Below are 19,072 nucleotides of genomic sequence, written 5' to 3' on the forward strand. Positions count from 1 at the left end.
GTCAGCCGCTGGAGTGCCGCATGGCCGAGCGTAGCGCTTTCTACGTCACGACGCCCATCTACTACGTCAATGACAGCCCCCATATCGGCCATGCCTACACGACGCTGGCCTGCGATGCGCTGGCGCGCTTCATGCGGCTCGATGGCCGGGATGTCCGTTTTTTGACCGGCACCGACGAGCACGGCCAGAAGGTGCAGAAGGCTGCGGAGATAAAAGGCGTCGCGCCCCTGATCTTTACCGACGAGGTCTCGCAGCGCTTTCGCGATCTCGTCGTCACCATGGGCAACCAGGTGGACGATTTCATCCGCACGACCGAAGCTCGGCACAAGGCCGCCTGCGTCGCGCTGTGGGAAAAGCTGGTGGCCTCCGGCGACATCTATCTGGGCAAATATGCCGGCTGGTACGCGGTGCGTGACGAGGCCTTCTATGCCGAATCCGAACTGGTCGACGGCAAGGCGCCGACGGGCGCACCGGTCGAATGGGTGGAGGAGGAATCCTATTTCTTCCGCCTCTCGGCCTGGGGCGACCGCCTTTTGGACTTCTACGCGGCGCACCCGGACTTCGTCATGCCGCAGAGCCGCTACAACGAGGTCTTGAGCTTCGTGAAGGGCGGCTTGCAGGACCTCTCGGTCAGCCGGACGACCTTCGACTGGGGTGTGCCCGTGCCTGGCGATCCCAAGCACGTGATGTATGTCTGGTTGGACGCGCTCACCAATTATATCTCCGCCCTGGGCTGGCCCGACGACAAAGAGGGGCTTTATGCCCGCTATTGGCCGGCTGATTTCCACGTCGTCGGCAAGGACATTCTCCGCTTCCACGCCGTCTATTGGCCAGCCTTCCTCATGAGTGCCGGCCTGCCGGTGCCTCGGCATATCTTCGCGCACGGCTGGTGGACGGTCGAGGGCCAAAAGATGTCGAAATCGCTGGGCAACGCCATACCGCCGTCCGCGCTGGTCGACACTTACGGCCTCGATCAGACGCGCTACTTTCTCCTGCGCGAGGTGCCCTTCGGCAATGATGGGGATTTCAGCCACGCCTCGATGGCAAGGCGGATGAACCATGATCTCGCCAATGATTTCGGCAATCTCGCCCAGCGTACCCTCTCGATGATCCAAAAGAACTGTGGGGGCGCGGTGCCGGAGCCAGGGCCGCTGACACCCGAGGACGAGGCGCTCCTTGGCGCCGCGCGGGACCTTTTGGGCAGGCTTCGACCCCTCATGGCCAAGTTGCAGCCGCACCGGGCCCTGGAGGTGATCTGGGAGGTCGTCGGTGCCGCCAATCGCTATGTCGACGCGCAAGCGCCCTGGGCGCTCCGGAAGACCGATCCGGCAAGGATGCGAACCGTCCTTTGGGTCGTGGCCGAGACGATCCGACATCTGGCCATCGTCACGGCGCCCTTCGTGCCGGGCTCGGCCGGGGCGATGCTGGACCAGCTGGCGATACCTTTGCACCAGCGGGCCTTCGACCAGATCGGCCCGGAAATTGCTGGTTTAGTGCCGGGCACGATGCTGCCGGCGCCAGTACCCATCTTCAAGAAGTTCGACGTGCCGGCCGAGGCCAGCGTTGTCGACGTCGTAGGACCGCAGACGTGATCGTCGATAGTCATTGCCATCTGGATTTTCCGCAGTTCGCCGACGACGAGGCAGGGGTCGTGGCGCGCGCGGCGGCGGCCGGTGTCGAGCTTATGGTGACGATCGCCACGAGCCGGCCCAAATGGGACAGCGTCCTGGCGCTCGCCCACCGGCACGACGCTGTTCTGGCGGCGATCGGCGTGCATCCCAACGAGGCAGGCAATGACGGGCTGGAGGGGCCGGAACCGCTTCTGGCCGCCCTGGGCGATGAGAAGATCGTCGCCATCGGCGAGACCGGGCTCGACTATTTCTACGATTATGCGCCGCGCGACCGGCAGGCGCTGAGCTTCAGAGCGCATATCGCCGCCTGTCGGACAACGGGGCTGCCGCTCATCGTCCATACGCGCGATGCCGACGACGACACGGTCCGCATCCTCGAGGAGGAGATGGAGAAAGGCCCCTTCAAGGGGGTCATCCATTGCTACAGCTCGGGCCGCGCGCTGGCCGAGCGGGCAGTGGCGATGGGCTTTTACCTGGGCATTGGTGGCATGCTGACCTTCAACAATGCCGAGGCCATCCGGGCGACGGTGGCCGACATGCCAAGGGATCGCCTCCTGCTCGAGACCGATTCGCCCTATCTGGCACCCGTGCCCAAGCGCGGCAAGACGAACGAGCCGGCCTTCACTGTTCATGTGGCCGACCGTCTGGCGGCACTGCTCGGAATCGAGCGCCCTGAGGTCGAGCGGCTGACCACCGCCAATTTCTTCCGACTGTTCGATCGCGCCGCCAGCGCGCGGCCCGATCTGGCGTCGGCCCGTTGAAGGTCACGATTCTCGGCTGCGGCACCTCGGCGGGGGTGCCCCAGATCGGCTGCCGCTGCCCCGTCTGCACCTCGCCCGATCGGCGCAACAAGCGGCGGCGACAGTCGATCTTCGTCGAGACGGGCGAGGAGAAGATCCTCTTCGACACCGGCCCTGACCTGCGCATGCAGTGCGTCGATGCCGGGATCGATCGGGTGACCGGCCTCATCTATACCCACGCCCATGCCGACCACGTGCACGGCATCGACGACTTGCGCTCGATCAATAACGTCATGATGACGTCGATCGACGCCTATGCGCACCAGAGCGTCTTCGATCGCATCCGCCACCGGTTCGACTATGCCTTCGAGGGCGGTCGCGACGCCTTCGGCTATTTTCGCCCGGAGATCACGCCGCACCCGATCAAGGCTGGGCCCTTCCAGATCGGCGAGGTCGAGATTCGGGCTTTCCGCCAGCGGCACGGCAAGGGCGAGAGCTGGGGCTTTCGCATCGGCGATTTCGCCTATTCGACCGACACGGACTGGTTGGACGATGCCGCCCTCGCAGTCCTCGAAGGGGTCGAGGTCTGGGTCGTCGATGCCTTGCGTGACCGGCCGCATCCGAGCCACGCGCATCTGGAGCTAGCGCTCTCCTGGGTCGAGCGGTTGCGTCCGCGTCTGACCTATCTCACCCACATGAACCACGAAGTCGACTATGCGGACTGGGCGGCAAGGCTGCCGCCGCATGTCCGCCCGGCCCATGACGGGCTCGTCATCGAGCTCTAGCAGCAAGGGCCACCTCGGCGCTGCGCCGCGGCCCGACCAGGAGGGTGATGCCGACCAGGACGGCGATGGCGCAGGTCAGAAGAACATAATGCGCGTGCGCCAGGGGGTCGACGCGCAATCCCAGCGTTACCAGAAGCGGAGTGAGGCCTCCGAAGATCGCGTAGGCCAAATTGTAGGAGAAGGAGATGCCGGTGAAGCGGATGGCCGGCGGGAAACTGTTGATCATCACATAGGGGACGCCGCCCACCACGCCGACGCAGAGCCCGACCAGGCCGTAGAGCCAAAAGAGCATCTCCGGATGCACCGGCAGCCACGTATAGAAAAGATAGCTGGCCGCCCCCAGCACCAAACCACCTAGGACGAAGAAGCGGCCGCCGCCGATCCGGTCCACAAGGCGGCCGGCCAGGACGCAGCCCACCGACAGGCACAAGGTCGCAAAGCTGTTGGCGATGAAGGCCGTGGTCGCGTCGATCGTGTAGAGGGTCTGGAGGAGCGTGGGCGTCATCAAGATGACGACGACGATCGCCGCCGAGAGCAGCCAGGTCAGCGCCACGGAGACCAGGACGCCCGCGAGATGCCCCTTCAGCACGACCAGCAGGGGCAGTTCGGCAGCCAGCGCCTTCTTGGCCTTGAGTTCCTGGAAGATCGGCGTCTCGGCCAGCCAGCGGCGCAGATAGACCGCGACCAGGCCAAAGCCGCCGCCCAGGAAGAAGGGCAGGCGCCAGCCAAATTCCAGGATCTCAATAGCCGTGAAGCTCTTGTTGATGAGGACGGCCACCAACGAGCCCAGGAGGATGCCGGCCGTCAGCCCGCTCGTGAGGATGCCGCAAGCAAGGCCCGTGCGGCTGGCCGGCACGTGCTCGGCCACGAAGGTCCAGGCACCGGGCACCTCGCCGCCGATGGCGGCACCTTGGAGGATGCGCAGCGAAAGGAGGAGGATGGGCGCCGCTATGCCGATCGAGCGATAGGTCGGCAGAAGGGCGATGCCCAGGGTCGAGAGCGCCATCATGAGGATGCTGAGCGTGAACATCTTCTTGCGCCCCAGCATGTCGCCATAATGGGCCAGCACGATGCCGCCCAGGGGCCTTGCCAGATAGCCGGCGGCGAAGATGCCGAATGCCTGGAGCTGTTGCAGCCAGTCTGGAATGTCCGGGGGAAAGAAAAGTTGTCCAAGGACGGTGACGAAAAAGACGAAGATGACGAAGTCGTAGAATTCGAGCGCCCCGCCCAGGGCGGAGAGGACAAGCGTGCGATAATCATCGCGATTCAGGGCGCGGGCGACGGGAAAATCGGTGCTGGCGGCGGTCTGGGTCATCGCTCGAAGTTCATGGTTGTGCCGGGATCGTCCGTCTGAACGACGAAGCGGCGATGTGCCGCCAACCTCCCGCCCTTGGCAAGCGCTGGCCGCGGCCCCGGCGCACTCATGCGGCGAACGTTGCTCTCCTGCGTGCCCGACGCTAGAGCGATGGTCGGCCCGAAGGGACAAAGGCGGACTCCCGCCCGTGCCGGCCGCAGGGCCCTGCGGCCTCGCGCTTCAGGGACCATCAAGGCAAGGATGCTATCTCGCCCATGCAGCTCGATCGCGACGGCTACCACGACGTTCCCAACGACAAGCTGGTCTCGGTCGTCACCTATCTCGAGATGAGCGCCCCGCCGACGGCGGGCCCGGCCGAACGGCCCGAATTCGCCCTTCGTCGCGTCGATCGGCCCGATCTTGGCTGGTATCGCGACCTTTATGGCCGGGTCGGCCTCGAGTGGCTTTGGGTCTCGCGCCTGAACGCACCCGACCGCTTGCTGCGCGACGAGCTCGACGACCCCCTGGTGGAGGTCTACGCCCTCTCGATCGACGGCCGTGACGAGGGTCTGGCCGAGCTCGACCGGCGCCGCTCCCCCGAGGTCGAGATCGTCTATTTCGGCCTGACCGCCGCCATGATCGGCAAGGGTGCCGGCAGCTGGCTCATGGCCCGCACGCTCCAGGAGGCCTGGCGCTACGGCACCCGCCGAGTCTGGCTGCACACCTGCACGCTGGACCACCCGAACGCGATCGATTTTTATCGCCGGATGGGCTTTCGTCCCTATAAGCGCGCGGTCGAAATCGTGCCTGATCCACGGGTCAAGGGAGACATCAGCCGGGACGTGGCACCGCATTTCCCGCCGCTCGCCTAAGCGGGCCGGTCGCGCGCCAGAAGGGCCGCGACAGCTCCTTGGATGCGCGCTCGGTCGGCCGGCTTGAGCGGTAGCATCCCGGCTTCGGCCAGCGATGCCTGGTCGGCGAGGAGCCCGTGCGGGGCCACCAGCGCCTCGAGCAGCCGCCGCGCCGTCGGACTCTCTGCCAGCCGATCCTCCTTCAGCAGCAGGACGGCCGGGCAGATGCCGCTCTCGCAGCGGATCAGCCCCAGCGTCAGCTCCCGATAGACGATTCCGGCTTTGGCACAGGCGTCCCGCGCCGCCCGGTCAGGCCGCGTCGTCAGGAGCGCCATGCTCGCATCATAGAGATAGGCCGGATGCGCCAGTGCGTAGCGGACCGCCACGGCGGCCGGATCGGTGGCGGAAAGCCCTGCCGTGGCGGCCTTGAGGCTGGCGGCATCGGGCGGCGGCCCGGCGCGACAGAAGAGGCTGAGGCCACCCTGGTCGCCCGTCGTCGCATAAATGAGCGAGGCATCCTCCGGATCGAGGCCCGCCGCCTTGATCCAGAGGTCGAGAAAGGGACTGGCCGGCGGGGCCACGTCGCTTGCCGTGCGGATGAGCCAGGCCGAGCCCACGATGTCCAGGACGGCTGGATCGCGCGCGCCCGCGGCCGTGGACGAGGCGGGTCCGGCCAGCGGAGCCGTCGGTGCCGGTGTTGGGGGCGGTGTCGGCCCGGGGCCGGCGCAGGCGGCCAGCAGGGCCGCCCCGAGGAGAACCAGCCATGGCCTCATGTGGCGACCGGCGTGTCGTCACGCGCACCCCATTCGCTCCAGGAGCCGTCATAGATCGGCACATCGGGCAGACCCAGTTCAAAGAGCGCCAGCGCCGCCACGGCAGCACTCACCCCCGAGCCGCAGGTGGTGGCGATCGGGCGATCCAGGGCGACGCCGGCAGCGGTGAAGATCTCCCTCGCGGCCGGCCCGCGCTTGAGCGTGCCATCGGCTTCGACCAGCGTGCTGGAGGGCACGTTCGCCGAGCCCGGGATATGGCCGCCGCGCAGGCTTGGCCTGGGCTCGGGATCGATGCCCTTGAAGCGCCCGGCCGGGCGCATGTCGACCACCTGCTCATGCCCAGTCGAGAGATTTTCCCTTATCTGTTCGAGGTCGCGATAAAGCAGGCTGTTCTCGCGCGCCGTGAAATGCCGCTCGACCGGGCGCACGGGCGCATCGGTCACCGGCCGTCCCTCGGCCAGCCATTTCTCCAGCCCGCCATCCAGGACGACGACGTCCTGGTGCCCCATCAGCCGGAACATCCACCAGGCCCTGGCCGAGGCCAGGAATTTGTTGGCGTCATAAAGGACGATTCGCACGCCATCGCCCAGCCCCAGCCGCCGCACCATGGCGCTGAACCGCGTGGCGGTGGGCAGCATGTGCGGCAGCGGGTTCTCCGTGTCGGCGATCGCGTCAACATCGAAGAAGACAGCATTTTCCAGATGCTGGCGCGCATAATGCTGTGCCCCGGTCTGGCCGGCATTGGGCAGGAAGAAAGTGGCATCGGCGATGCGCACGTCGGGCGCCTTGGCGTGGGCCGCCAGCCATTCGGTCGTGACAAGGGCGCTCATGTGGCCACTCCATCCTTCATCCAGGCCGGCACCGGCAGACCCTTTTCTTCAAGGAAGGCGGGATTGAAGAGCTTGCTTTGATAACGTGCCCCGCCGTCGCAGAGGATCGTCACGATCGTATGGCCCGGTCCCAGGGCGCGCGCCACCGCCACCGCACCGGCTATGTTGATCCCCGATGAGCCGCCCAGAACCAGCCCCTCCTCGCGGATCAGATCGAAGATCCAGGGCAGAGCCTCCTCGTCCTTGATCCTCACCGCATCGTCGATCGGTGCACCCTCAAGATTGGCGGTGACCCGTCCCTGGCCAATGCCCTCGGTGATCGAGCTGCCCTCCGCCTTGAGCTCGCCATGCTTGTAATACTCGTAGAGTGCCGCCCCCATGGGGTCGGCGCAGACGATGCGGATCTCGGGCTTTTGCTCCTTCAGGTAGAGCGCCACACCGGCCAGCGTGCCGCCCGAGCCCACGGCACAGGTGAAGGCATCGATCCGCCCCTCCGTCTGCGCCCAGATCTCGGGACCGGTGGTCTGATAGTGTCCTTGCCGGTTGGCGACATTGTCGAACTGGTTGGCCCAGATCGCCCCAGCCGGCTCGCTGGTCGCCAGCTCGGCCGCGAGCCGGCCCGAATATTTCACGTAATTGTTGGGATCGGCATAGGGCAGTGCCGGCACTAGGCGCAGATCGGCGCCACAGAGCCTGAGCATGTCCTTTTTCTCCTGGCTTTGCGTCTCCGGCATGACGATGACGCTACGATAACCCAGCGCATTGCCGACCAGGGCCAGACCGATGCCGGTATTGCCTGCCGTGCCCTCGACGATGACCCCGCCCGGTCGCAGCGTGCCCCTGGCCTCGGCATCGCGGATGATCGCCAGGGCCGCCCTGTCTTTGACGCTGCCACCCGGGTTGAGAAACTCGCATTTGCCCAAAATCAGGCACCCCGTGGCCGCCGATGCTTTCTTGAGCTTGACCATCGGCGTGTTGCCGATCAGCTCGATGAAATCACCTCGGACCTGCATGACACCTCCTGCACTATGGGCACCCCTCTAGTGTGGGCCGCCTGGGCAGGATCGCCAAGGTTCGGGCGGATAATTGCGGTTTCCTCGGGCTACCGCGCTTCGCGCTGCTTGAGCGGTTCCCTCGGGCAATCGCGCCAGCCGGGCCGGCTAGCCGCTCGGGCGGGGTATGGGGAGGATGTTGCCCTTGCGAATCTCGCGGCGATAGCGATCGAGCCGCTCGGCTGCGACGAAGCCTTGCGCCGGGCGGTCCTGGTAGTGGCGGGCGACCGCGCGGATCTCGGCATCCGCCCGCAGCCGCTCGGGGCTGATCGTGCCGGCGCGCTCGGCTTCGCCAGCCAGCCTGTCGGCCAGCCGGCCAAGCGTGCGGCGATGCGCCAAGGCCAGCGACCGCGCATCGGCCAGAGCCTGCGCCTCGGCTTCCTCCATCGTCGCCTTGGTGCCGGCGCAATGGGCGAAATCGTCGATTCCGGCCGGCCTGACACCGGTCGGCGATCCGGCCGCCGCGACGGGCGGCCGATGCAGGGGTCGTGGCGCCTGCCGGCCGGCCTCGTCCTCCATCAGGCGGGTGACGTGCGAGGCCACGCTCCGGGCGGGATCGCGGCCGGACTTGCCCTCGGCCAGGCAGAACATGGCGACCCTGAGATCACCGCTCTCGACCGCCAGCTCCAGGAGCTGCAGGGCCTGGCCCATCAGCCGGTCGATGCGTGCCGCATGCGGCAGGTGGGCGACGGCCCGATAGTGGCCAAGCAGCGCCTTGAAGCCCTCGTCGCGAAGCAGCGCCTCGACTTCGATCGGCGAGACCCGCTCGATGGCCGCGACCTCGGCCACCCCGCGACCCGCGGCCAGAGCCTGCGCCGCCCGCCGCCGATCACGCCTCGCGTGAAAGGCGTAGCGGGCGCGCGCGGATGTGGAGCTGTTCAGCATGCGAGAAGTATATAGGAATAATATCTTACAAGCAAGAGCGGGATCGCCCGGTTGGTTCGCTCAAACACCCGGCTCGCCATGCGGCACGCGCGTCGGACGTCCTGGCACGCCTGCGTCCTTTGCGCTACTTCGGGCCTGAACCGAGCTGGCATAGGAGCGAAGTTCGCGCATGACTTTTCTATCCAGGCTGGATGCGGTCGTCAGCCACTATCTGGCGAGCGTGGCCGAGCCCCGCGAATATCTCTCCCTCCTGCGCTGGCAGATCGCGGAGCGGCACGCGCTCGATGATCGCCGCACGCTGCCCGGCCATCTGACGACCAGCGCCATCATCGTCTCGCCGGACCGCTCGCAGGTCCTGATGATCGACCACAGGACGATCGGCCGGTGGCTGCAGCCGGGCGGCCATTATGAACCGGCGGCGCATTTCTTCGAGTCGGCCGCGCGCGAGGCGGTGGAGGAGACGGGTGTGGCCGGGCTCCGCCTGCATCCCTGGCATGACGGGCAGGATCTGCCCTTCAACATTGACAGCCACGACGTGCCGGGCAAGGCCGCGCGGGGCGAGGGCCCGCACGTGCACCACGATCTGCATTATCTCTTCCTGGCCGACCCGGGGGCGCCGCTCGTCGCCCAGGAGGAAGAGGTCAAGGCCGCGCGCTGGTTCCCGTGCGAGGCGCTGGCGGACGTGGCCCCCCGGGCACTCGCTCGCCTTCGCAAACTGGGCTGAGGAGCAAGCGCGCCATCCAGGCTGGCGTCGCATTCGGGCTCACGGGAGCTCGCTGCCGCGCCGCTCCGGGATCAGCGTCCACATCGCCACTATGTCGAGAAAATAGAGGGCGGCCAGCAGGCCGATCGCCGCCTGGACGCTCCAGGCGGCGGCGATGGCGCCGACGATGAGCTGCCCGAAGCCACCGACGGCCCGGCCGATATTGAAGAGGACGTTTTGCGCCGTGGCACGGGCCGCCGTCGGATAGAGCTCGCTGATGAGCGCGCCATAGCCGCCCAGCATGCCGTTGACGAAGAAGCCCATGACCGCCCCGCCGAGAAGGAGGTGAAACGGTGCCGTCAGCTGCGCGTAGACCAGCACGGTCAAGGCGGCCATGGCCATGTAGCCAAGGAAGGCCGGGCGGCGGCCGAGCCGGTCGGCGACGTGGCCAAAGGCAAAGATGCCAAGAGCCATGCCGAGGATCGTGACGGCGGTCCAGGCAGCCGACTGGGTGAGCGCGAAGCCGAAGCGCTGCGCCAGGTAGTTCGGCATCCAGATCATGACCCCGTAATAGCCGAAATTCTGCACCGAGCAGAGCACGACCATGCCAAGGCTCGTCCGGGCCGTCCGGCCATCGGCGACCAGCAACCCGAGCGCTGATTCCTTGGGCGCGTTGCGCCTCCTGGCGAGGAACAGGTCGGGCTCGTGCAGTGCCCGGCGGATCGCGTAGGCCGCCAATGCCGGGAAGACGCCCAGCGTGAACATGCCGCGCCAGCCGATCACGGGGAGGAGCAGGGGTGTCAGGATGGCGGCCGCCAGCACGCCCGCCTGCCAGCCCAGCGCCACGTAGGAAGAGGCGCGCGCCCGCTTGTGGGCGGGCCATGCCTCCGCCGCCAGCGCCATGCCGATGCCGAACTCGCCGCCCAGGCCCATGCCGGCCACGGTCCGATAGGCCAGGAGATCCCAATAGCCGCGTGCGAGCGCGCAGAGCCCGGTGAAGACGGCAAAGAGCACGATCGTCCAGGTCAGGACGCGAACGCGGCCGAGCCTGTCGGAGAGCATGCCAAAGCCGATGCCGCCCATGACGGCGCCGACCAGGGTGGCGGTGACCAGCGAGGCCGCCTCTGGCGGCGACAGGCCGAGATCGGCGCCGATGGGGCGCAGCATGAATCCGAGGATCAGGAGGTCGAACCCGTCCATCGCATAGCCGACGGCCGCACCCAGGACCGCTTTCAAGGCCGTTCGATCTACCTCCGCGGGCGTGGCGATGGTTCCCTTGTCGGGGCTGGTTTGGCTGGACACGACCATTGATCTCCTCCCGCTGATATTTTGCGGCCGGGCGGCGGTTGGCGGGCGGCCTGCGTTCCGCTCCAGTTGCCGCCTTGAAGCGCCGTGACACCGAGCCTCGGCAGTCTCCCGGCCAGGAGCGCGAACGTTCGGGAAGCAACACTCGCGCCACTCTCTGGCCGGGCCGTGCCTGCCGGCCCGCTATCCCGCCTTTAGCCTATTGACGGCTACATGCGAGGGGGGCTTCGTCGTCTTCTGGGGATGGGGGCTGGCGCCTTTGTCCAGCCCGGCTTGGAGACTCCAAAGACATGCGAGTGGAACGACCGGACGCGCCGATGAGCGAGCGGCGCACGGCGTTGATCGGCGCTCTGATCGTGGCCCTGGGCCCGGTCAGCCTGTCGCTCTACAGCCCGGCGCTGCCGATGCTGACGGGGATCTTCCACACCTCGATGGCAGCGCTCAGCCTGACGATCACGGTTTATTTCCTGGGCTTTGCCTTCGCCCAACTCGCCTGCGGTCCGCTCTCTGATGCCTATGGCCGAAGGCCCGTCGCGATTGGCTTCTATGCGGTCTACCTGCTTGGCAGCCTGATCGCCATCCTGGCCCCGACGATCGGCATCCTCATGGTGGGTCGCGTCCTGCAAGGCGTGGGCGTGGCCGCGGGAATCACCATCTCGCGCGCCTTCGTCCGCGATCAGTTCACCGGCGCCGCCGCTGCCCGCATCATGAACCTGATCGGTCTCATGTTGGCGATCGGCCCCGGCATCTCGCCCACGCTGGGCGGCCTCATTCTGACCTTCCTCGGCTGGCACGCCATCTTCGTCGTCATGGCGCTCTATGGGGTCCTGGCGATCCTGGTCCTCATCTTCTGGACGCGCGAGACCAATCGCCGGCCCGATCCCGGTGCCGCCCGGCCGGCCCGCGTCATGCGCAACTACCTGACCCTCGCCACATCGCGCCGCTTCATGCGCCCGGGCCTTCTTCTAGCGCTGACCGTGGGCGGCTACTACACTTTCGCTCCGCTGATGCCCTTCGTCCTCATCCAGCGCGTCGGCCTGAGCCCTCCCCAGTTCGGCCTCGCCATGGCCATGCAATCCGTGGCCTACGGAGTGGGCTCGGTCCTGACAGGGCGGCTGCTCCGCCGCTTTGATTACGCGATGGTCCTCGCGCTCGGTCTTTGGATGGTAGCCTTGAGCGGTGCCGCCTTCGCGATCTGCCTCCTCTGCCTGCCGCTCTGCCTGCCGGTGGTCATGATTCCCTCGGTGATCTGGGCCTTTGGCATCTCGCTCGTGACCCCCGGGGCGACGACGGCGGCCCTGGCGGGCTTTCCCTTGATGGCGGGCTCGGCCTCGGCGCTCGCGGGTTTCTTGCAGATGGGCGGCGGCCTCCTGGGCTCCTGGCTCGCAAGCTCGCTCTTCGCCGACCCTGCCGTCGCCATCGGCCTCTCGATGCCTATCATGGCCTTCCTGGCACTCCTCGTGCAGTACGGGCTGCGAACGCCGGGCGAGGGCGATCCGCAGTCCCAGGACGAGCCCTTGGAACGTGCGCCAGCACCATCGGCAGGCCCCTTGGGCGATGCGCGATCGGCCTAGCCCGCCAGAGAAGAGCGCCTCTCGGCGCGCTCGACACGATGAGTGCGACCCTGGCTCGGCCGTCGCAGGGGGGCGATCTGCCTCGACGCCTGCCCGCTGCCGCCGGGGTGGATCAGATGCGATCCGTCGTCGCGTCCTTCAAGGGTGGTATCGTGAAGGGCTTGATGGCGACGAGCCTGGCCGTCCGACGGCTGTCGCACCGGCGCAAAAGCGGGTTCGCCGTTGCCGGCGAGCGAGCGAGCCTGCCAACTTCCTCGCGGTTATCCGCGCGCAGGCCACGTACGCTGGCCAGCGCCTGCGCGTCATCCTTGCCTGTGGCCCGCTCCACCACATAGGCGGCATAGAGCGTGAATTGCGCCTGGGCGATGAGGTCGGCCGCGGCCTCCTGCGCCTCGCCGGCGATGCTGGCTGCTACCTCGATATAGGCGATGTAGCAGCGCACCTCGTCCCGGGCCAGATCCGGATCGGCCACCGCCTGGCCGCCATAGCCCTTGGCCACCGCCGCGCGGGCAATTCCGGGATCGGCCGGCGCGGTCACGGGCGACTCCCCGTCCGGCAGCGCGCAGGCCAGCAGCATGCTGCAGGCCGAAAGCCCGGCCAGGAGAACTGCCGGGACTCTGGCCGTCACAGGCCGGGGGTTACCGGCTCGAGCAGGTGGCGCATCTTGTCGTAGATATCGGGATTGCCCGCCACGATCGTCCCCGGCTCCCACATCTCGTCGTCGCCCTCGAGGCGCCCGACGCGGCCGCCCGCCTCGCGCACGAGGATGAGGCCACCCGCCAGGTCCCAGGGCTTCAGGCCATATTCCCAAAAGGCCTCGAAGCGCCCAGCGGCGATCCAGGCGAGGTCCAGGGCAGCAGCCCCGTTGCGGCGCAGGCCCGCCACCTCGTCGGCCACCTTTTCCATCTGCTGGGAAAAGCCCTTCTCGCGCGCCTTCCAGTTCAGCACCGGCAGGCCGCAGGCGACCATGGCCTCGTTCATCTCCTTGCGTCGCGAGACACGCAGCCGGCGCTCGTTCAGATAGGTGCCCTTGCCCTTCTCGGCTGTGAACATCTCGTCCTTGATCGGGTCATAGACGAGGCCCGCCGTCACCTCGCCATGCTGCTCCAGGCCGATCGAGATCGCCCAGTGCGGATGGCCGTGCAGGAAGTTGGAGGTGCCATCCAGGGGATCGACGATGAAGCGGTTATGCCTGGAGGCACCCTCGATCGTCCCGCCTTCCTCAAGGAGGAAGCCGTAATCCGGCCTGGCCCGCTGCAATTCGGTGACGATGATTTTCTCGGCCGCCTGATCGGCACGACTGACGAAGTCGCCCGGTCCCTTCACCGAGACCTGCAATTGCTCGACTTCGTTGAAGTCGCGTACCAGCGAACGGGCTGCGGCACGGGCCGCGCGGATCATGATATTAAGATTGGCGCTGGGCAGCGGCATAGGGCGGATCTCGATCGGTTGAAAGAGCGGGAGAGCAGGCGACAGGCATAGCTCAGCCATGCCTTGTCCACCTAGCCCCTAAGCTTGCGGGGCTGAAATCTCGAAACTAGGCCTTGGCCCGTTCGATATAGGCTCCGTCAGCCGTGTTGACGACGATGCGCGTGCCACTTTCGACATGCGGGGGCACGAGGACGCGCAGTCCGTTATCGAGGATGGCGTGCTTATAGGAGGAAGCGGCCGTCTGCCCCTTCACCACCGGATCGGCCTCGACGATCGTGCAGGTGACCTTGTCAGGCAGCACGACAATGAGCGGCTGGCCGTCATGGCTCTTCACCTTGACCACCATGCCTTCCTGCAGGAAGACCACGCCCTCGCCGATGATGGCCTTGGAGAGCGTGATCTGCTCGAACGTCTCCTGGTTCATGAACACCAGCTGGTCCTCGCCCTCGGCGTAGAGGAACTGGTGGTCCGCCTGGTCGAGCTCGACATTGTCGACGGTCTCGGAGGTGTTGAAGCGTTGATTGAGCTTGGTGCCCTCGGGGATCGCCTTCAGCTCGGCCTGCAGATAAGCCGGCCCCTTGCCTGGTTTGACATGGTCGCCCTTCACGAGCGCCCAGAGCTTGCCCTTGTATTCGATGATGTAGCCGGGCTTGAGCTCGTTGACGTTGATCTTCATGGAACCGATTTTTTGGTGGAGGAAAGAAGGCTGGCCACCTCCGCGAGAAAGACGTCCAGCGACGGCGTCGCCCAAAGCGGGCCGCCCAGTGTGATGAAATCGGCCCCGGCCTCAGCGATCGTCCGGATCGCCGCGACGTTCGGAGGGGCCGCGATCGCCACCGGCAGGACGAAGAGCTCCGACCACCAGCTGGCGAGCTCGGCCAGCTCATCGATGCTGGCCTGGCTGTCGACCGCGCCCAGACGCACGAAGTCGGCTCCGGCCTCGCCGGCGCTCATGGCATCGTGCCGGCTGAACTTGCAGGCGGCCCCAAGGAGACGCTCGGCGCCCAGGACCTGGCGCGCCCGCAAGAGCCCGTCCGCTCCCTCCAGCTCGGCCCCATCCGCCCCGGTCGCGATGACGCCTTGCGCATCGTCGGCCAGGAGGAAGGCGGCCTCGGCTGCATGACACGCGGTCTTGATGGCCGAGATAGCCTCCAGGCGGTCCTCGCTCGGCAGCGCGTTCGGCGCCAGGACGAAGGCAGCCGGACGGGCTGCCTTCAGCATGACGTCCAGGCTGGCCGCAAAGGCCGGATCGATTCCGGCCGGCGCCACCAGGATCAACCTGGGGGGCGCCTCGGCAGGATCGATCCAGGGACCGTCCGGCTCGCGGCTTTCCGTCTTGCGCTTCTTAGAGTCTCGGCGGCTCACGCAGCGTTCGCATAAACCTGGACGATGCGGCTCAACAACTCGAGCGCCTCGGCCTTTGGTCGCTGGAAGGCGTTGCGGCCGACGATCGAGCCGTTGGCGCCACCCTTGGCGATCTGGCTGATCTCGTCCACCAGCGCATCGGTACCCTTGGCCTCGCCGCCCGAGAAGACGACGATGCGCTTGCCGGCAAAGCAGGCCTGCATGACATGCTCGATCCGCTGGGCCAGCGTCTCCATCGGCACGCGCGCCTTCTCGTAGGTGGCCTTGGCGGCGTCGAGATCGATCATCGCCTTGGGCGGCTTCACCTTGATGATGTTGGCACCCATCAAGGCCGCCATGTGCGCGGCATAGGCCACGATATCGAGAGCCGTCTCGCCTTCCTTGCTGATCTTGCCGCCGCGCGGATAGGACCAGACGACGGTCGCCAGACCCTTGGCCTTGGCCTCCTTCGACATCTCCGCCAGCTCTTCCTGCATGCCGTAGAAGGAATCCGAGCCTGGATACATCGTGAAGCCGATGGCGCAGCAGCCAAGACGCAGCGCGTCGTCGACCGAGGCCGTCACCGCCTGATCGCCGATGTTGCCCGAGGTCAGGCTGTTGGCGCTGTTGACTTTCAAGATCAACGGAATCTGGCCGGCAAAGGTCTCGGCGCCCTGCTCGATGGAGCCGATGGGAGCTGCATAGGCATTAAGGCCCGCCTCGATCGCCAGCTTGTAGAGATAATGCGGATCGTAGGCGTCCGGATTGGAGGCAAAGCTCCTGGCCGGCCCATGTTCAAAGCCCTGGTCAACGGGGAGGATCACGAGCTTGCCCGTGCCAGCGAGCTTCCCGGTGGTCAGCAGCCGGAACAGATTCGCTTTAACGCCAGGATTCTCGCTCTCGTACCACGAAAGGATTTCTTTCACCTTCGGCGTGATCGTTGTCATACAACACTCCCTCTATCCGCGTTTCGCAGTTTTCTACACGAGGCACCTATACCCGACCACCGGCGCTGCTGCTGGCTGGCTCCGCGTGACGCACATGGCATAGAAATTACCGTGTCGCGCGACACCTCACGCCGCCCACACAGAGGGAAATCCGCGTTCTCGATCGGTGCCGAACGGATCATTTGCCTAAGATTTCAACGTGGAGGGGAACGAAATGGATGATAATTTATCTTACGACCTGTTTGCCAGAGCGGCAAGGCTCGTGGCCGACTATCGCGAAGGCGTCGCGGCAGGCCCCCAGTGTCCTGCGCACGACTATAAGGCCGCGCTCGCCAGTTTCGCCGGGCCGACACCCGAGACGGGTGAGCCCGCGCGCGATGTCATCGACGACCTGGCAAAGCGGGCCACCCCCGGCCTCCACGCCGTCACCGGCGATCGCTTCTTTGGCTGGGTGATGGGTGCCTCGCATCCGGTCGGCGTGGCGGCCGACATGCTGACCTCGGGCTGGGGCCAGAATGCCGGCAACCATCTGGCAGCCCCGGCGACGGCGGCGGCCGAGACCGTGTCGGCCGGCTGGCTGCTCGACATTCTGGGACTACCGGCAGAGGCCTCGGTCGGTTTCGTCACCGGCGCCAGCGTCGCCAACAGCGTGGCCCTGGCGGCCGCCCGCCAGGAATTGTTGCGGCGTCTTGGCTACGATCTCGCCAAGAAGGGCCAGTTCGGCGCGCCACCCATCCGTGTCCTCCTGGGAGAAGAGGCGCACGCCACTGTCCTCTCGGCCCTGCGCTATCTGGGCTTTGGCGAGGCGCAACTGCAAAGGGTGGCCACGGACGCTCAGGGCTCGATGCTCCCCCAGGCAGCCGAGGCCGCCATCCGTGCCGCCCATGACTGGCCGGCTTTGATCGTCGTCACCCAGGCGGGTCAGATCAATACAGGTGCCTTCGACCCCCATCCGGCCATCATCGCGATAGCGCGCCGCCATCCGAACGCCTGGGTGCATGTCGATGGCGCCTTCGGCCTCTGGGCGCGTGCGACACCCCGCTATCGCCATCTGGCGCAGGCCGTGGACGAGGCGGATTCCTGGGCCACAGACGGCCATAAATGGCTCCAGCTGCCCTTCGACAGCGGCTTTGCCATCGTCCGCGACGCGGTCGCACACGGCCGCGCCCTGACGACGGCTGCCAGCTACCTGCCGACCAGCGAGGCCGGCGATCGCGATCCTTCGCACTATGTTCCCGAGCTGTCGCGTCGCGCGCGCGGTTTTGCGACCTTCGCCATGCTTCGCCATCTGGGTCGGGCCGGGATCGCCCGCATGGTCGAGCGCCATTGCAGCCTTGCCCACGCCATGGCGGCAAGGCTGGCCGCCGAGCCCGGCATCACGATCCTGAACGAGGTTGTCTTGAACCAGGTGGCTGTCCGCTTCGGCGACGCTGAGCCCGGGATTACGGGCGATGAAGCAACCAGGCGGACAATCGCGCGCGTGCAGGCGCAGGGCCGATGCTTCGCCGGCGGCGCGCTCTGGCGGGACCGCTGGATCATGCGACTCTCGCTGATCAGCTTTCCGATCTCGACCCAATCGATCGCCGTAGCGGCGGACGCGATCATCGCCGCCTGGCGCGAGGTGCAAGGCTAAGGTGAGATTTGCCCTCGACTGCTGATCCCGGCCGCCCCGTTTGAGCTCAGGGACGCCCAGGCAAGTTGTCGCCGAGGACGTACCGGCCGACGCGCGGCCGGTCGAGGAGTGGAACCGCTGGCTTGGGGAAAATTCGGCGCTCTCCGCCAGCTGCCCGACAACCGTGATCGTGCCCGGTCCGAACGACGCCCGGAAGACCTGCCGTCTTGCGTGTTCCGCGCTCGCCGAATCCCGCGAAACCGGCCAACGGCGAAGCTGCCAGCCGGCAAGGATCGGCCCCCGCCGATGGCGAGGAAGGGGACAATTTGACTACTCGCGGCGATGGCGGCGGGTTGATTAGACGCTTCGGGGCGTGCCCAGGCCGACGATACCTGCTCAGTGTTTGGCCAGCAGGCTGCGCCGGTAGAAGCCGGTGAAGGTCACGTTTGCCCCGCCACACTGATCATTGTCCCGGACCAGGAGATAGGGGCCGCGCCGGACCATGTTCACCCGGCAGTCGAGTTCGTCGCCGGCTTCGAAGGGGAGCGTCTCGCCATCGCCCACCGTGAAGGCGATGGCGCCATTAACAGGACTGGCCACACCGTCGAGATTGCCGGTGTGGACGCTGCCGCCGCGCCATACAGCATCGCCGTGGATCGCGAAGCCGTTGCCCTTGGACTGGATGACGATGTCGTTATCGTACATCGTCCATGTTCCCACCCAGTCCCGGGGACGCTGCACATCAGCAGGGGCGGTCTCCAAGGCCGCCATCGGCAGCCATTCATTCAGAGCCTTGCCGTTGGCTGTGACGTAGCCCGTGCAGACATAGGCCCCCTGCGCATCGCCGGTCAGCACAACGTCGCCTTTGACGAGATAGCTTTTCGACTGACATCCCGCACTCTCGTTGGGACAGCCTTTGACGAGTGCATCGTCCTCGACGAAGTGCAGCTTGGCGGGCTCCACGATCGCGACATTAGCATTCGTCGCATTGATGTCGCCAAAACCACATCCGGCCGATACCGCCGTCGGCATGACGGCTGCCGCGACCAAGAATAGACTGATCGACGCCAGGCAAAGCTTCATATTCGCTCATGGTCCGGTTTCGAGGATCAGTTGGGCACGATGTTCGGCGCAGTCCCCGAAGATGGGCCTCACGGCCTATCCTGCCCCGAAAATGGGTCTTGTAGCCCATTTTCCCTCGAAAATGGGTCTTGCATCCCATTCGCCTCATGGATCACAGGCCGACCATCACCGTCAAGCCAGTTCCTCTGACGGAAGTTTCCTCCGCCGCCCATGCCGTCGGTAGGTCCCCGGC

Annotated in this window: 19 protein-coding genes; 7 read left to right on the plus strand and 12 right to left on the minus strand. The window is 66.5% G+C overall.

The features are described 5' to 3' along the window. Positions 1–20: 20 nt before the first annotated feature. The 3 genes from metG to CFB17_RS00425 are packed head-to-tail and all read left to right on the plus strand — an operon-like array spanning position 21 to position 3,156. The gene (gene metG / locus CFB17_RS00415) at positions 21–1,592 is read left to right on the plus strand and encodes a methionine--tRNA ligase (protein WP_088559427.1); all 1,572 of its coding nucleotides are present in this window, start codon (positions 21–23) and stop codon (positions 1,590–1,592) included. Next, the gene (locus CFB17_RS00420; RefSeq protein ID WP_088559428.1) at positions 1,589–2,392 is read left to right on the plus strand and encodes a TatD family hydrolase; all 804 of its coding nucleotides are present in this window, start codon (positions 1,589–1,591) and stop codon (positions 2,390–2,392) included. Before metG ends, CFB17_RS00420 begins: the two co-directional genes overlap by 4 nt. Continuing rightward, a complete protein-coding gene (locus CFB17_RS00425; RefSeq protein ID WP_088559429.1) occupies positions 2,389–3,156 on the plus strand; it encodes an MBL fold metallo-hydrolase in 768 nt (255 codons plus the stop codon). The genes CFB17_RS00420 and CFB17_RS00425 overlap by 4 nt, the downstream gene beginning before the upstream one ends. On the opposite strand, the gene CFB17_RS00430 is transcribed toward CFB17_RS00425, so the two are convergent. Continuing rightward, positions 3,143–4,471: an MFS transporter gene (locus CFB17_RS00430; RefSeq protein ID WP_088559430.1), complete on the minus strand. Its 1,329-nt coding sequence runs from the start codon at positions 4,469–4,471 to the stop codon at positions 3,143–3,145. The two genes, CFB17_RS00425 and CFB17_RS00430, sit on opposite strands and share 14 nt — an antisense overlap. 254 nt (positions 4,472–4,725) lie before the next feature. On the opposite strand from CFB17_RS00430, the gene CFB17_RS00435 reads away from it, so the two are divergent. After that, complete coding sequence (locus CFB17_RS00435; RefSeq protein WP_088559431.1) at positions 4,726–5,322, plus strand: GNAT family N-acetyltransferase; 597 nt, start codon at positions 4,726–4,728, stop codon at positions 5,320–5,322. Here the strand turns inward: CFB17_RS00435 and CFB17_RS00440 are convergent. The 4 genes from CFB17_RS00440 to CFB17_RS00455 form a co-directional block, all read right to left on the minus strand. Then, on the minus strand, positions 5,319–6,074 hold the full coding sequence (locus CFB17_RS00440; protein WP_088559432.1) for a hypothetical protein: 756 nt from the start codon (positions 6,072–6,074) through the stop codon (positions 5,319–5,321). The genes CFB17_RS00435 and CFB17_RS00440 overlap by 4 nt on opposite strands. Next, positions 6,071–6,904: a 3-mercaptopyruvate sulfurtransferase gene (gene sseA / locus CFB17_RS00445; protein WP_088559433.1), complete on the minus strand. Its 834-nt coding sequence runs from the start codon at positions 6,902–6,904 to the stop codon at positions 6,071–6,073. Before sseA ends, CFB17_RS00440 begins: the two co-directional genes overlap by 4 nt. After that, positions 6,901–7,917: a cysteine synthase A gene (locus CFB17_RS00450; protein ID WP_088559434.1), complete on the minus strand. Its 1,017-nt coding sequence runs from the start codon at positions 7,915–7,917 to the stop codon at positions 6,901–6,903. Before CFB17_RS00450 ends, sseA begins: the two co-directional genes overlap by 4 nt. A gap of 147 nt (positions 7,918–8,064) precedes the next feature. Beyond that, positions 8,065–8,841, minus strand: a complete 777-nt coding sequence (locus CFB17_RS00455; RefSeq protein ID WP_088559435.1) for a hypothetical protein — start codon at positions 8,839–8,841, stop codon at positions 8,065–8,067. A gap of 169 nt (positions 8,842–9,010) precedes the next feature. Between CFB17_RS00455 and CFB17_RS00460 the strand changes: the two genes are divergently transcribed. Beyond that, the gene (locus CFB17_RS00460; protein WP_088559436.1) at positions 9,011–9,565 is read left to right on the plus strand and encodes an NUDIX hydrolase; all 555 of its coding nucleotides are present in this window, start codon (positions 9,011–9,013) and stop codon (positions 9,563–9,565) included. Positions 9,566–9,604: 39 nt separating this feature from the next. Here CFB17_RS00460 and CFB17_RS00465 read toward each other — a convergent pair whose 3' ends face one another. Further along, on the minus strand, positions 9,605–10,852 hold the full coding sequence (locus CFB17_RS00465) for an MFS transporter (RefSeq protein ID WP_088559437.1): 1,248 nt from the start codon (positions 10,850–10,852) through the stop codon (positions 9,605–9,607). A 287-nt stretch (positions 10,853–11,139) separates the two neighbouring features. Here CFB17_RS00465 and CFB17_RS00470 point away from each other — a divergent pair, with 287 nt between their 5' ends. Beyond that, complete coding sequence (locus CFB17_RS00470; protein ID WP_088559438.1) at positions 11,140–12,423, plus strand: multidrug effflux MFS transporter; 1,284 nt, start codon at positions 11,140–11,142, stop codon at positions 12,421–12,423. Positions 12,424–12,535: 112 nt separating this feature from the next. Here the strand turns inward: CFB17_RS00470 and CFB17_RS00475 are convergent, their stop codons facing one another. From CFB17_RS00475 to CFB17_RS00495, 5 genes are all read right to left on the minus strand, one after another. Continuing rightward, positions 12,536–13,051 carry a hypothetical protein gene (locus CFB17_RS00475; RefSeq protein WP_088559439.1) on the minus strand — a complete coding sequence of 172 codons (516 nt, stop codon included), beginning with the start codon at positions 13,049–13,051 and terminating at the stop codon, positions 12,536–12,538. Next, entirely contained in the window at positions 13,048–13,854 is an 807-nt protein-coding gene (locus CFB17_RS00480; protein WP_207761902.1) for an inositol monophosphatase family protein, read from the minus strand. The genes CFB17_RS00475 and CFB17_RS00480 overlap by 4 nt, the downstream gene beginning before the upstream one ends. Before the next feature lie 106 nt (positions 13,855–13,960). Next, a complete protein-coding gene (efp, locus tag CFB17_RS00485) occupies positions 13,961–14,530 on the minus strand; it encodes an elongation factor P (protein ID WP_088559440.1) in 570 nt (189 codons plus the stop codon). Further along, a complete protein-coding gene (locus CFB17_RS00490; RefSeq protein WP_088559441.1) occupies positions 14,527–15,219 on the minus strand; it encodes a thiamine phosphate synthase in 693 nt (230 codons plus the stop codon). Before CFB17_RS00490 ends, efp begins: the two co-directional genes overlap by 4 nt. After that, on the minus strand, positions 15,216–16,145 hold the full coding sequence (locus CFB17_RS00495; RefSeq protein ID WP_088559442.1) for a class I fructose-bisphosphate aldolase: 930 nt from the start codon (positions 16,143–16,145) through the stop codon (positions 15,216–15,218). The genes CFB17_RS00490 and CFB17_RS00495 overlap by 4 nt, the downstream gene beginning before the upstream one ends. Positions 16,146–16,359: 214 nt before the next feature. On the opposite strand from CFB17_RS00495, the gene CFB17_RS00500 reads away from it, so the two are divergent. After that, positions 16,360–17,778, plus strand: a complete 1,419-nt coding sequence (locus CFB17_RS00500) for a pyridoxal phosphate-dependent decarboxylase family protein (protein WP_088559443.1) — start codon at positions 16,360–16,362, stop codon at positions 17,776–17,778. A gap of 375 nt (positions 17,779–18,153) precedes the next feature. Here CFB17_RS00500 and CFB17_RS00505 read toward each other — a convergent pair whose 3' ends face one another. Continuing rightward, positions 18,154–18,840 carry a hypothetical protein gene (locus CFB17_RS00505; protein ID WP_088559444.1) on the minus strand — a complete coding sequence of 229 codons (687 nt, stop codon included), beginning with the start codon at positions 18,838–18,840 and terminating at the stop codon, positions 18,154–18,156. Positions 18,841–19,072: the final 232 nt, after the last annotated feature.

Origin of the sequence: Arboricoccus pini (assembly GCF_900187945.1) — a bacterium.
GTDB classification, from domain to species: domain Bacteria; phylum Pseudomonadota; class Alphaproteobacteria; order Geminicoccales; family Geminicoccaceae; genus Arboricoccus; species Arboricoccus pini.

Excerpts from the sequence above, each read along its gene's own strand:
- metG (WP_088559427.1), top strand. The coding sequence starts at position 21 with ATGGCCGAGCGTAGCGCTTTCTACGTCACGACGCCCATCTACTACGTC.
- CFB17_RS00430 (WP_088559430.1), bottom strand. The coding sequence starts at position 4,471 with ATGACCCAGACCGCCGCCAGCACCGATTTTCCCGTCGCCCGCGCCCTG.
- CFB17_RS00435 (WP_088559431.1), top strand. The coding sequence starts at position 4,726 with ATGCAGCTCGATCGCGACGGCTACCACGACGTTCCCAACGACAAGCTG.
- CFB17_RS00440 (WP_088559432.1), bottom strand. The coding sequence starts at position 6,074 with ATGAGGCCATGGCTGGTTCTCCTCGGGGCGGCCCTGCTGGCCGCCTGC.
- sseA (WP_088559433.1), bottom strand. The coding sequence starts at position 6,904 with ATGAGCGCCCTTGTCACGACCGAATGGCTGGCGGCCCACGCCAAGGCG.
- CFB17_RS00450 (WP_088559434.1), bottom strand. The coding sequence starts at position 7,917 with ATGCAGGTCCGAGGTGATTTCATCGAGCTGATCGGCAACACGCCGATG.
- CFB17_RS00455 (WP_088559435.1), bottom strand. The coding sequence starts at position 8,841 with ATGCTGAACAGCTCCACATCCGCGCGCGCCCGCTACGCCTTTCACGCG.
- CFB17_RS00460 (WP_088559436.1), top strand. The coding sequence starts at position 9,011 with ATGACTTTTCTATCCAGGCTGGATGCGGTCGTCAGCCACTATCTGGCG.
- CFB17_RS00465 (WP_088559437.1), bottom strand. The coding sequence starts at position 10,852 with ATGGTCGTGTCCAGCCAAACCAGCCCCGACAAGGGAACCATCGCCACG.
- CFB17_RS00470 (WP_088559438.1), top strand. The coding sequence starts at position 11,140 with ATGCGAGTGGAACGACCGGACGCGCCGATGAGCGAGCGGCGCACGGCG.
- CFB17_RS00480 (WP_207761902.1), bottom strand. The coding sequence starts at position 13,854 with ATGCCGCTGCCCAGCGCCAATCTTAATATCATGATCCGCGCGGCCCGT.
- efp (WP_088559440.1), bottom strand. The coding sequence starts at position 14,530 with ATGAAGATCAACGTCAACGAGCTCAAGCCCGGCTACATCATCGAATAC.
- CFB17_RS00495 (WP_088559442.1), bottom strand. The coding sequence starts at position 16,145 with ATGACAACGATCACGCCGAAGGTGAAAGAAATCCTTTCGTGGTACGAG.
- CFB17_RS00500 (WP_088559443.1), top strand. The coding sequence starts at position 16,360 with ATGGATGATAATTTATCTTACGACCTGTTTGCCAGAGCGGCAAGGCTC.
- CFB17_RS00505 (WP_088559444.1), bottom strand. The coding sequence starts at position 18,840 with ATGAAGCTTTGCCTGGCGTCGATCAGTCTATTCTTGGTCGCGGCAGCC.